The 12914-nt window shown below is 37.7% G+C and carries 12 protein-coding genes and 1 pseudogene; 11 read left to right on the forward strand and 2 right to left on the reverse strand.

What is annotated here, in order from left to right; genetic code table 11:
* Positions 1-231 (reverse strand): annotated as a pseudogene (locus CYP54_RS06360) (CorA family divalent cation transporter); the annotation flags it as partial.
* Positions 221-1351: a tRNA guanosine(34) transglycosylase Tgt gene (gene tgt / locus CYP54_RS06365; RefSeq protein ID WP_103604608.1), complete on the reverse strand. Its 1131-nt coding sequence runs from the start codon at positions 1349-1351 to the stop codon at positions 221-223. The pseudogene CYP54_RS06360 and the gene tgt, both read right to left, overlap by 11 nt.
* Before the next feature lie 79 nt (positions 1352-1430).
* Between tgt and CYP54_RS06370 the strand changes: the two genes are divergently transcribed.
* From CYP54_RS06370 to CYP54_RS06420, 11 genes are all read left to right on the forward strand, one after another.
* On the forward strand, positions 1431-2537 hold the full coding sequence (locus tag CYP54_RS06370) for an MlaE family ABC transporter permease (RefSeq protein ID WP_103604609.1): 1107 nt from the start codon (positions 1431-1433) through the stop codon (positions 2535-2537).
* Positions 2534-3274: an ABC transporter ATP-binding protein gene (locus tag CYP54_RS06375; protein ID WP_103604610.1), complete on the forward strand. Its 741-nt coding sequence runs from the start codon at positions 2534-2536 to the stop codon at positions 3272-3274. The genes CYP54_RS06370 and CYP54_RS06375 overlap by 4 nt, the downstream gene beginning before the upstream one ends.
* Positions 3275-4207 (forward strand): MlaD family protein, encoded by a 933-nt coding sequence (locus tag CYP54_RS06380; RefSeq protein WP_103604611.1) that lies wholly within the window; start codon positions 3275-3277, stop codon positions 4205-4207.
* Complete coding sequence (locus CYP54_RS06385) at positions 4204-4764, forward strand: ABC-type transport auxiliary lipoprotein family protein (RefSeq protein WP_103604612.1); 561 nt, start codon at positions 4204-4206, stop codon at positions 4762-4764. Before CYP54_RS06380 ends, CYP54_RS06385 begins: the two co-directional genes overlap by 4 nt.
* A 93-nt stretch (positions 4765-4857) precedes the next feature.
* Positions 4858-6276 (forward strand): COG3400 family protein, encoded by a 1419-nt coding sequence (locus CYP54_RS06390; RefSeq protein WP_103604613.1) that lies wholly within the window; start codon positions 4858-4860, stop codon positions 6274-6276.
* A gap of 2 nt (positions 6277-6278) precedes the next feature.
* Positions 6279-7316, forward strand: coding sequence for a 3-dehydroquinate synthase (gene aroB / locus CYP54_RS06395; RefSeq protein WP_103604614.1), 1038 nt, complete (start codon positions 6279-6281; stop codon positions 7314-7316).
* Positions 7313-8902, forward strand: coding sequence for a mechanosensitive ion channel domain-containing protein (locus CYP54_RS06400; RefSeq protein WP_103604615.1), 1590 nt, complete (start codon positions 7313-7315; stop codon positions 8900-8902). The genes aroB and CYP54_RS06400 overlap by 4 nt, the downstream gene beginning before the upstream one ends.
* Entirely contained in the window at positions 8902-10140 is a 1239-nt protein-coding gene (mtaB, locus tag CYP54_RS06405) for a tRNA (N(6)-L-threonylcarbamoyladenosine(37)-C(2))-methylthiotransferase MtaB (RefSeq protein ID WP_103604616.1), read from the forward strand. The genes CYP54_RS06400 and mtaB overlap by 1 nt, the downstream gene beginning before the upstream one ends.
* A complete protein-coding gene (locus CYP54_RS06410) occupies positions 10127-11779 on the forward strand; it encodes an ATP-dependent metallopeptidase FtsH/Yme1/Tma family protein (RefSeq protein WP_103604636.1) in 1653 nt (550 codons plus the stop codon). Before mtaB ends, CYP54_RS06410 begins: the two co-directional genes overlap by 14 nt.
* 10 nt (positions 11780-11789) lie before the next feature.
* Positions 11790-12329, forward strand: coding sequence for a molybdopterin adenylyltransferase (gene mog, locus CYP54_RS06415; RefSeq protein ID WP_084041370.1), 540 nt, complete (start codon positions 11790-11792; stop codon positions 12327-12329).
* Positions 12330-12369: 40 nt separating this feature from the next.
* Complete coding sequence (locus tag CYP54_RS06420) at positions 12370-12900, forward strand: hypothetical protein (protein ID WP_181001536.1); 531 nt, start codon at positions 12370-12372, stop codon at positions 12898-12900.
* Positions 12901-12914 lie beyond the last annotated feature (14 nt).

Raw genomic sequence — 12914 nt, forward strand, 5'->3', positions numbered from 1 at the left:
CTCGTTTAGCTCATCTTGATGTTCTAAAATTTTGTTTGCATATTCATTACATAGTTTTTTAAGAGCCGCTTCAAACTCGTTTTTATCGCATTCGTGATCAAAATCTTCTTTGTAAATTTTGCCATTTTTAAATAAAAATTTATAGCTTTGCTTTTGCGTAAAAGAAACAAGTAAAATATAGTCGTATTCATCGCCATAAAAATATCCACAAACTGAACTTTTATAGCTCATTTTTTACCCTTTTAGCATAAAAATTTTTCTTAAATTTGGCAAATTCGCCTCTTTCTATCGCCTCTCTCATCTCTTTCATCAAATTTAGATAGTGGTGCAGGTTGTGAAGACTTGCTAGTCTAAAAAATGTGAGCTCCCTCGCCTTGAAAAGGTGATTTAGATAGCCTCTTGAGTAGCGTTTGCAGGTATAGCACTGACACTGCGGGTCGATTGGCGCGTGGTCGTTTATAAATTTCGCTGATTTTATATTTATCTTGCCAAAGCTAGTAAAGAGTGTGCCGTTTCTTGCGTTTCTTGTTGGCATAACGCAGTCAAACATATCAACGCCTCGCTCTACGTTTTCCACGAGATCTTCTGGTGTGCCAACGCCCATTAGATAGCGAGGCCTAAGTTCATCCATAAATGGCATAACCGCCTCAACCGTATCATACATCGCCTCGTTGCTCTCGCCAACGCTTAGACCGCCGATCGCAAGGCCGTCAAATGGCATCTCATTTAGTGCCTGCGCGCAAAATTTACGTGCCTCATAGTCGGTGCCACCTTGAACGATACCAAAGATATTTTGCTGCAAGCCAACGCCCTTGCTTTGCATAAATTTGTGGTAATCAATCGCCTCTTTAGCCCATTTTATCGTTCGTTTTATGCTGAGATCTATCCTTTTTGGCTCAGCAGGCAAGGCGACTAGGTCATCAAGTATCATCATGATGTCGCTGCCTAGGTCATACTGCGTGTCAAGGACGGATCTTGGCGTGAAGTAGTGCGTGCTACCGTCGATGTGGCTTTTAAATTTTATCCCGCCATCATCGTTTTTGGTGTTTGACCTAAGCGAAAATGCTTGAAATCCGCCGCTATCAGTCAAAAATGAGCGATCAAATTTAGAAAAGCCGTGAAGCCCACCAAACTCACGCACGACCTTGCTGCCAGGGCGCAAGTACATGTGGTAGGTGTTTGCTAAGATTATCTTTGCGTCTAAAATTTCACTCATATCAAAGGCATCTAGGCTTTTAACTGCGCCAACCGTGCCAACTGGCATAAAAACTGGCGTTTGTATCACGCTGTGAGCGGTTGTTAGGACGCCTCGCCTTGCGTTGCCATCTTTTTTTATAACTTCAAATTTCATCTAAGTCCTTAAAATTTTTGATTTTTTATTTTAACAAAATTTATAATATAATCCAGAAATTTTAAGGCAAAGGAACTTTTTGCAAAAAAGAAATGATATCGTTTTTACCGAAGCAAACGGCACTGCGACCATAAAATTTGCAGGCGAGTTTAGCTACAAAGAGGCTAAAAATTTACAAAGCATTTTTAAAAAAATCCAAAAGCTTAACGGCAATGTTAAATTTGACTTTAGTGAGCTAAAGAGCATTGATTACGCTGTTTTGATACTTTTAAGAAATGCATTAAATGGTAAGAAATTTGAGATCATCACAAATGACGAGAAGATAAAGGAAATGGGCGATCTTTTAAATGATGAAAAGATTGATTTTAACTATATGCCACCGCATAATAGTCTAAATTTCTTCTCACGACTTGGTGAAAAAATTTATGAAGGTTTTGTGAATTTAGCTGAGTTTGGCACATTCTTGGGCGAATTTTTAATAAAAAGCGTAAAAATTTTATTTAATCCAGCCAGTCTTAGATTTAGGGAATTTAGTAACTACATAAAAGATGGCGGCGTAAATGCCGTTTTTATCGTATCCCTCACCGCTTTTTTGATAGGCGTCGTGCTTGCTTATCTTGGTAGTGCGATGCTTGCAAGCTTTGGCGCAAGTATATTTATAGTCGAGATCATGGGCATGCTAACGCTTAGAGAGGTGGCACCGCTCATCGCTGCTATCGTTGTGGCGGGCAGGTCGGCCTCTAGTTTTACTGCGCAAATTGGCGCTATGAAGCTAACCGAAGAGATAGATGCGATGAAGACAATGGGCTTTGAGCCTTTTAACTTCTTGGTGCTGCCGCGCATCATCGCCATGGTGCTTTGCGTGCCTGTCATCATCTTTATAGCTGACGCGATAAGCATCTTAGGGCAGATGATCATTTGCCAAACGATACTTGATATCAGCTTTAGTGACTATCTAAATAGATTTCGCGAGATGGTCGAGCTTAGGCACTTTGCTGTTGGTATGATAAAAGCTCCATTTTTTGGTGCGGTAATAGCGATCATTGGATGCATGAGAGGATTTGGCGTTAGTCAAAATGCTCAGAGTCTTGGAGCAATGACAACAGTTAGCGTCGTAAATGCGATATTTTGGGTTATCGCGCTTGATGCATTTTTTGCGATAATTTTTATGTGGCTAAAGATATGAACGAGATAATAGTTGGAAAAAATATAACGACAAGTTATGGCGACAAGATAATGCACGATAATGTGAGCTGGAGCGTTAAAGAGGCTGAAATTTACGGCTTTTTAGGTGGCAGTGGCGCTGGTAAAACGACGCTTATGAAGACGATGATATATCTAAAAAAGCCAAGCAAGGGCGATATATTTTTTGATGGTGTCAATATGTGGAAAAGTAGTCAAGAGAAGCAGCAAGAGATAAAGCTAAAAAGTGGAACGATGTTTCAGTTTGGAGCACTTTATAGCTCGATGACGATCCTTGATAATGTGGGTGTTTTGCTTCATGAGTACTCTAAATTTAACAAACGTCAGATTGATGAGATAGCGATGTTTTGGATACAAAAAGTTGGGCTTAAAAAAGAAGTTTCTATGCTTTATCCAAGCGAGCTAAGTGGCGGTATGAAAAAAAGAGCTGCGCTGGCAAGGGCTTTGGTGCTGAGTCCAAGAGTGCTATTTTTGGATGAGCCAAACAGCGGTCTTGATCCTGTTAGCTCGCGCCAGATGGACGCACTTATAAAAGAACTGCGTGATAGTATCGGAGTTACAGTTGTTATGGTGACTCATGATGCAGATAGTATTTTTGATATTTTGGATAGATTTTTGATAATAGATAACAAAAAAATAGCCTTTGAGGGAAATATAAAAGAGCTTGAATATCTCGAAAACAACCCACTTGAAGAGTTATTTAAAATGAGGAAAAAGTAGATGGAAAATAGAAATTCTTATACTATTGTCGGCATGTTTTTTATGGCTTGCCTTACAGCTTTTGCGATATTTATCTGGTGGATGACTAGCAAAAACAATACAAAGGTTGATTTTAAAGAGTACTACATTCATACAACTGAGCTACCAAGTGGCCTAAAGGTTGATTCAACAGTTAAATTTATCGGTGTACCAGCTGGAACGGTCAGTAATATAAATTTTGTTGATGACAAAAACGCTCTTATAAACATCACTATGAAGATAAGAGAAGATCTGCCGATAAAAGCTGACAGTATTGCAAGTATTGAAGTTCAGGCTATTAGCGGCGTTGCTAGTATAAATATAAGCCGTGGCACAAAGGATTTTTTACCAGATCAAAAGCCTGTCTTGCAACTTGAAGAGAGCTTGTTTTCAAAACTTGGAAACAATGCAGAAAATATCACTTTAAAGATAAATCAAACCCTTGACAAGGTCGATAACTTTTTTTCTCCTGAAAATATCGCTCACGTAGAGTCGATCCTTAAAAATATCGATAAATTTACACAAGTTTTAACAGATGAAGAGGGACTAAGTGAGGTTGATAGTATCGTTAAAAATATGAAAAATTTTACAGACACTTTAAACAAAACCGACACAAAAGAGCTTGTTAAAAATTTAAACACTCTAATTTCAAATGCAAACCAAGTTTTTGTATCGGCAAATTCGGCTATTACTGGATATAATTCGTTGCAAGAATTTATCACCGCAAAAGCAAAAGACGGTGAGTACGACCTTAGAAATACAGTTGGGCCGTTATTAAGAGAAGCGAGTGATTTTTTAAATGGATTTGACAAGACGCTTCGGGAGTTTAGAGGTGCGCTTCAAAGACTCGAAGATAATCCTTACGAGTTTTTCTTCACAAATCCGGTCTCAAACGACAAAGGAGATAAGAAATGAGAAATTTGATATACATAGCGACTGCTTTTTTCTTTCTTGGTTGCTCACTAAAGACAGATGTGCCGCAAGCTACGATGTATGAAATCCACTATTCAAACAAAGAGTGCTCAGCTGAAAACAAGCAAAAAGAGCTAAAAAATGTCTTCATAGAAAACGTGAGTGCTCTTGACATGGTTGATACTAGAAAAATTTTGATCGTGGCTGAAAATAATAAAATCAGATACCTAAGCGATGCTAAATTTGTCTCTGAGCCAAGCGAAATGGTCTATAAATCACTTGTAAAAGGGCTTTATTCAAACTGTGCTGCTAAGCCGATATTTTCACCAAATGCAAAAGATCTTAGACTAAAAGTAAGCATTATCTCTCTTCAAATAAGAGGTGACAAGGCCGAAGTTTCGCTAGCCTATGAGCTATTTAATGCAAACACCTCGCTAAAATCAGGCATGATCACAAAAGAAATTTTCTGCCCAGATCCAAGCTCAAGTACTATTTTTGATACGATAAATAAGGCTACAAATTTAGCAATCGACACACTAATCTCTGAAATAATCTCTTAAATTTTCTTGGCTATAAATTTCTAAATTTATAGCCAAAATAGCTTATTTTAAAGACCTTTTGTTATAATGTGAGCTTTAAAATACGGAGAATTGATGAAGAAAATTTTAATAATCGCAGATGGAACTTTTGCAAGAAATTTTTTAAATAGACTACTTGAAACAAAATCAAATTTACATCACTATATCGTTGTTTCAAGCGAAGATTACAGCCAAAAATCAAATTATGAAAATTTTACATTTTACCAGTTTGATCCAACTAGTCTTTCAAAGCTAAAAAGCATAAGCGATGGCTATTTTAGTCAGTTTTGTATAGTTTGCGATGATAAAAATGAGGCGATTGCAGTCTATGAAAATTTAAGACAGATCAGCACAAAGACCGAGACTGTTTTTATGAGCTCATGGGAGCTTGATGAAAAATGCAAAGAAATATTTGCAAGCGATAAACACTTAAGCGTGGTTGATATCAGAGATATTGCAGCATCAAGGCTTATGGACTATTTACCAGATCTGCCGGTTTTAGCCGATAATATCGGGCTTAGCGAGGGTGAGATCATGGAAGTTAAGGTGCCAATAGGTAGCTCTTATATGTATCGTCACATCAGCTCAGTAGCTCAAAAAAAATGGCGAATAGCTCTCATATATCGAGGCAGCGAGATCATCTTGCCAAAGCCAAATGTAATGATACAGCCAAGCGATATATTACTAATCGTTGGTGATCCAAATGTGCTTCAAAATGTTTATCGCTCGATCAAGCGTGAAAGTGGGCAGTTTCCAAGTCCATTTGGTAGCAATATCTATGTGCTGATCGATATGATCTCGATGGATAAAGAACGTGTTAGCAAGCTCATAAAGGATAGCTTGTATTTGCATTCAAAGCTAAATAATAAACGCCTTTTTTTTAGAGTAATAAATCCAACTTTAGGTGAAAATTTAGATACTTTAAAAGCGATAAAAGAGAAAAATATCATCGTTTTGATGGATTATTTTAATAGTGATAACAAATCTATAAAATATGACGTTTTAAAGCACGATATCGGTCTAATCTTAAGCGATGATAAGTACTTTTTTAAATTTAAAAAGCTATTTTATGAGCTAAAACTTCCAGTGCTAAAAACAGGCAAAATTTTGCTCTCAAATATAAAAGAGGGCGTTATACTAGGCGATCAAAGTCAAGAGGTGGAGAATCAATCAGCTGTGATAACAGACTGCTGTGCACAGCTTGATTTGGAGATGAAATTTTACTATTTTGATAATAAGCATAGCGATGATGAGGCGTTAAGAGAGCATTTTGAGAGCATTAGCGCGCTATTTTCTAAACGTATAAAGATAGAAAATCACAATCTTAAAAATCCGCTTGTAAAACTAAAAAATACAAAAGATTTGCTTCATTTTGTGATGTTTACTAAAAGCGTGGCAAATGGTGGGGCATTTGCCTTTTTATCGACAAATTTAAATAGGCTTTATAAAAAACTAAGCCAAAATGCACAGCTTTTTGTGCCAGTAAGTGAGTAAAAATGCAGATAAACTTAAATCTTAAAGAAAAAGCATCAAGCTATAAAATTTATATAAACGAGCTTGAGAGACTAGAGCTAAAAGGTAAGGTTGGCATCGTTACAAACGCTAAAGTAGCGGGGCTTCATCTTGAAAAGCTACTTAGTATTTTGAAGTGTGATGAGAAATTTATCATAAGTGTACCTGATGGCGAAGAGTATAAAAACCTTGAAACGGTAGAGCAAATTTTAGAGCAGCTTTTTGTGAGCAAATTTGATCGCTCATCTACGTTAATCGCCTTTGGCGGTGGCGTCATAAGTGATATGACTGGCTTTGCGGCGAGCATCTATGAAAGAGGAATAAATTTCATAAATATTCCAACTACGCTTCTAGCGCAAGTTGATGCGAGTGTGGGTGGAAAAACGGGTGTGAATAACAAATTTGGCAAAAATTTAATAGGCTCATTTTATCAGCCAAAGGCAGTTTTTTGCGAGATAAATTTCTTAAAGACATTGCCAAAGAGAGAATTTGCAGCTGGCGTGGCCGAGGCTTTAAAAATGGCGATAACCTTTGACAAAGAGATGTTTGATTGGCTAAAGAGCGTAAATTTAGACGATGAAAATTTAGCTAAGCTGGTTGAAAAGTCTATAAATTTAAAAGCAAAAGTGGTTGAGCAAGATGAGAAGGAAAAGGGGCTAAGAGCTATCCTAAACTACGGCCATACCTTTGCTCACGTTATAGAAAATGAGACAAATTATAAAGAATTTTTACATGGCGAGGCAGTAGCAATAGGCATGAATATGGCAAATCGCTTAAGCGTAAAACTAGGACTCATGAGCGAGGCAGAGACTGAAGAGATCAAGCAGGTTTTAGTAAAATTTGATCTTCCGGTAAGTTATAAAATACAAAACGAAAATGCATTTTATGAGGCATTTTTTATGGATAAAAAGACAAAAGATGATAAGATAAATTTCATCATTGCAGATAAAATCGGCAGTGCGATCATCAAAAATGACGTCAAAAAAGAAGACGTTTTAAAAATTTTAAGAGAATTTAAATGAAAAAGATCCTATTTTTAATACTTTTTTGCTTTACCCTTTATGCCGAAGAAAACGTTACGCTTGAGCAAAATGTCTCACAAAATTTACAAAATAACGAGCTTATTAAAGATATTTCAAATCTAGATAACTCCTTAAAAAACAATATCTGGATCACAAGGTATGCTAACTATAACACTTATCAAAGGCTTATTGATGAGCTTGAAAAAAATGAAAATGAACTAAAGAAACTGGACAAAAGCTCAAGAAGAGGCAGCGATATCATAAAGAGAATCCAAACTCTAAAAGAGCAGATAAATTTACTAAAAGAGTATGAAAAAACGCCATTTTCAAATATGCTAGCAGCCCCTGAAATGGATACTCCACCAAGGATAACAAGTCCTGTTGCACTTATATCTGGCTTTTCGTATATCAAAAAGATAAAGAGTGATAAGATCGAGTATCAAAGGCATATAAAAGAGCTTGATACGCTTTTAGAAAAGCTTGAAACAAAAGAAAATTTACTAAATAGACTAAATTTGATAGAAGAAAATGTGCAAAATAGAGAAAGCCTAAACTTGATAAAACAAGAAATAGGTGACTTTAAAGCTGCAAAACAGATCGCGGATACAACTTATAATGTCTATGAAAAAAGGGCTGATGAGGCTATAAATTTAACCACCTCTGATATAAAAGCTCAGTTTTTAAGCATGGGTTATACAGCTATCATCATTCTTTTGACGATCGGGCTAACATTTATCGCTAAATTTATCGTTAAAAGAACAATTACCGATAATGAGAGATTTTACACAGTCAATAAATTTTTAAACGTTTTAAATATCACCGTTATCATTATAATCTTACTTTTTTCGTATATCGAAAACGTCACATATCTAGTAACCGTGCTAGGTTTTGCTTCGGCTGGTATCGCCATTGCGATGAAAGATATGTTTATGAGTATGCTTGGCTGGATGGTGATCATGTTTGGCGGCTCTATACATGTGGGTGACAGGATTAGAGTGCTTCATGATGGTAGTGAATTTGTGGGTGATGTGATCGATATCTCTTTACTTAGGCTGACCGTTTTTGAGGATGTTAGCTACTCGACTTATAAGACAAACCGCCGTGCAGGTAGAATTATCTTTGTGCCAAATAACTATATCTTTACCGACCTCATCGCAAACTATGCTCATTATGGTATGAAGACCGTTTGGGATGGTATAGATATCGTTATAAGCTTTGATAGCAATCATAAAAAGGCTGTGTATCTAGCAAGAAATGTCGTTAAAAAATACTCAAAAGGCTACACTGATATCGCAAAACGCCAGATGAATAAACTAAGAAGCCAGTACAGCATCAAAAATCCAAACGTCGAGCCAAGAATTTATACATTTTTTGAGCCTTATGGTATAAATGTCTCATGCTGGTATATGGCAAATTCTTATGCGACTTTGGCTCTTAGAAGCACTATTAGCGCTGAGATTATAGAAGCGTTTTTAGCTCAAGATGATATAAAGATCGCTTATCCAACACAAACCATGTTTATAGGCAAAAAAGAAAATCCAAGCGATCATACCGCTCATAGCGAGCAAGAGAGCGAAAATTCTTAATGCAAAAGATATTTTTTAAAACATTTGGATGTCGCACAAATATCTATGATACTGAGCTTTTAAAAAGCTACATCAAGGACTACGAGATCACAAATGATGAAGAGAGCGCTGATATCGTGGTCATAAACTCGTGCACAGTTACAAATTCTGCCGATAGCGGTGTCAGAAACTACATAAACGGCGTAAAAAGGCGCGGGGCAAAGGTGGTACTGACTGGATGTGGAGCGGTTAGCAAGGGCAAAGAGCTTTTTAATAGCGGTATATTTGGCGTACTTGGAGCTAGTAAAAAGAGCGATCTAAATGAGCTTTTAAAGCAAGAAAAGCCATTTTTTGAGCTTGGAAATTTAAACTCAGTCGATAAAAATATAGTTACAAATTATGAAAATCACACAAAGGCTTTTATAAAGATTCAAGAAGGCTGCAACTTTAGCTGCAGCTACTGCATCATCCCTTCGGTTCGTGGTAAGGCTAGAAGCATGGATGAGGCTATGATATTAAAAGAGGCAAGAATTTTAGCCCAAAACGGCTATAATGAGCTCGTACTAACTGGCACAAATATAGGCAGTTACGGCAAAGATACAAATAGCTCTCTTGGTAAGCTTTTGGCAAACTTAGGTAAAATTTCTGGCATTAGACGCATTCGGCTTGGAAGTATCGAGCCAAGCCAGATAGATGAGAGCTTTAGAGAAATTTTAAAAGAAGAGTGGCTGGAGCGTCATTTGCACATCGCACTTCAGCACACGAGTCAGGCTATGCTAAAGATCATGCGAAGACGAAATAACGCATTTAGTGATTTGGAACTTTTTAATGAGCTTAGCTCACTTGGCTTTGCCCTTGGCACGGACTACATCGTGGGTCATCCTGGTGAGAGTGAGGAGATATGGACAGAGGCTGTGGAAAATTTTAAGAAATTTCCTATCACACATCTGCACGCTTTTGTCTATTCGCCAAGGCGTGATACGCACTCAGCTACACTAAAAAGCGATGTTAGCGGAGATGTGGCAAAAAGTAGGCTAAAAATTTTACAAGGCATAGCTTTGCAAAATAATGAAAATTTTAGAAAAAAGCATAACGGAGCTTTGAAAATTTTAGTCGAGCAAAAAAATGGTGAGTTTTACGAAGGTTTTGATCAGTTTTACAACAAAGCTAAAATTTTAAGCCAAAAAGATATAACAAAAGAGTGGGTGGAGGTAAGCGAATATGAAGTTAAGCCAGATGCCAATTATGCAAAAATTTAAATTTAATAAGAAAAATATCCTAATAATCGCAGCTGTCGCATTAATCAGCGTATTGCTATTTGCCGTTAGCAAAGAGCCACGAAATATCACATATTCGCAATATATGCAGCTAATGGATGGAAATTTTATAGACCGCGCTGTAATCGATGACGATGAAGTCGTGCTTTATGCACAAAACAATCGTTTTTCAATCATAAAAGAGGGCATCGATCTAAAAGAGCTTATTAAAAAAGTACCTGTTGAAAAGACTAAGCAATACATCACTCCTGGCATGATCTGGGGTTTTATCATCTTTGTCTGCTTCGTGCTTTGGTACGCTTATATCTTTAGAAGTATCAGGAAAAAAGAGGAGAGCTTGCTTAGCAAAAAAGAGGGCGCATTTGAGATAGAAAGCGTGCTAAATCAAAACACGATGCCAGTCATCTCAAATGTGAGATTTAGCGATGTGGCAGGTATTAGCGAGGTTAAAAGCGAGCTTAGTGAGATAGTTGATTTTCTAAAAAATCCACAAAAATATAGAAATTTTGGTATCAAAATGCCAAAAGGTGTACTAATGATCGGCCCTCCAGGCGTTGGTAAGACGCTTGTGGCAAAGGCAGTTGCTGGTGAGGCAAATGTGCCATTTTTTTATCAAAATGGTGCAAGCTTTGTTCAAATTTATGTCGGCATGGGCGCAAAGAGAGTACGAGAGCTTTTTAGTAGGGCCAAGTCCTATGCGCCCTCAATCATCTTTATCGATGAGATAGATGCTGTTGGTAAGAGCAGGGGTGGGACTAGAAACGACGAGCGAGAAGCTACGCTAAATCAGCTACTAACTGAGATGGATGGCTTTGAAGATAACTCAGGTGTCATCGTCATAGCTGCTACAAATAGGATCGAAATGATCGATGAGGCGCTGCTTAGATCAGGGCGTTTTGATAGGAGAATTTTTCTTTCTATGCCTGATTTTAACGATAGGGTAGCGATCTTAAACACATATCTAAAAGATAAAAACTGCGAAGTGGTGGCTGAGGATATCGCTAAAATGAGCGTTGGCTTTTCAGGTGCAGCACTTAGTACGCTTGTAAATGAAGCTGCGATAAATGCCCTAAGAAATGGCGAGAGCGTGCTTAAAATGAGAGATTTTGAGGCTGTTTTAAACAAGGTCTTGCTTGGCAAGAAAAAGGTGCTAAGCTATAGCGAAAACGAGAAGAAAATTCAAGCCATCTATCAAGGAGCAAAGGCGCTAAGTGCTTACTGGTTTGATGTAAAATTTGAAAAAATTTCTCTTATAGAAGATAGATTCATGGCCACAGAGCAAGAGATCGAGTCAAAGTCACAGATGATATCTCGTATCAAGGTGCTCATCGCTGGTATGTGCAAGCTTGAGATAGATGAAAATGACATCTTTTCAAACTCAAGTAGTGATCTAAATTTAGCCAAAGAGATCGCATCAAAGATGGTTTATGAATACGGCATGGGAAGTTCATTTGTCCCTAATCCAAATGATGTAGAAGAAATTTTAAAACAAGCAAAAGAAGAGATAATGTCCTTTTTAAAGGGTACAAACGAGCAGATCGCAAAGATCAGCTCATATCTGCTTGCTTATGAGAGCGTAGATAAAGAGACGCTGGCAAAAATTTTAAATGAAAACTACTAAAGGAGAAAAAGTGAAAGCAAAAATAGGTATATTAACCCTTTCTGACCGTGCAAGCGAAGGCACATACGAGGACAAATCAGGTCCAGCGATCAAAGAGGTGCTTGACAGCTGGATAGTGAGCGAGCGTGAGTACTTTTACGAGGTTATACCAGATGAGTTTGAGCTGATAAAAGAGAGGCTTGTGTACATGGTGGACGTGCTTGGCTGCGACCTTGTGCTCACTACCGGTGGCACAGGACCGGCAGTGAGAGACGTTACGCCAGAGGCTACTGAGGTGGTTTGCGAGAAGATGATGCCAGGCTTTGGTGAGCTAATGAGAGCTGCAAGCCTGCAATACGTCCCAACAGCGATCCTATCACGCCAAACAGCAGGCATCAGAGGCCATGCACTCATCATAAATTTACCAGGTCAGCCAAAGGCTATAAAAGAGTGCTTGGAGCCGGTATTTCCATCAGTTCCGTACTGCATTGACTTGATAGAGGGAGCATTTATTGAAACTGACGAAAATGTCATGAAAGTATTTCGTCCAAAACAAAAGAAAATCTCGTAAATGGGTTTGATAGATAGCCTAAATTTAAAAGCCACTGCCTTTGCAAATAGGTGGCGACTTGTTATTAAAATTTGGCTTGTTTTTTTCTTTTTTATCCTATGCGCTGGCCTACTATCTTGGGTTAGAGGTTTTTGGCTTTATCTCTGCCATTTCTATCTTTGGCTGTGTTTGCCTGCTAGCCTTTAGCTCACTTCTTTGGTTTATCGCTAGCCTTGTATTTTTGCAACCTTTGGTATTTTTACTACTTGAAAAATTTGATGAAAGCATTACTGTTTATGCTTTAGCCTGCTCAATTTGGCTGCTTGGCTGGATCACTTTGTCGCTTGTGGTCGATGATAAATTTGCAAGACTGGGAAATGACATCTTGCTAAAGATCTCTCGCATAGTTCTTGTTGGCGAGTTTGCCTTGCTATATTTTTTTAACTACAACAGCAGCCTTGACATAGAGACTTTAATAAAGTCAAATTTGACAAAGTCGCTGCTTTTAGTGCTAAACTCCTATATGCTGCCATCGCTTGTGACGCTACTTATATTTGATATAAAAACATATATCGCTAGCAAAAATGAGTAAAATTTTACGTATTA

The sequence above is a fragment of the Campylobacter concisus genome (assembly GCF_002914005.1).
GTDB lineage: Bacteria > Campylobacterota > Campylobacteria > Campylobacterales > Campylobacteraceae > Campylobacter_A > Campylobacter_A concisus_N.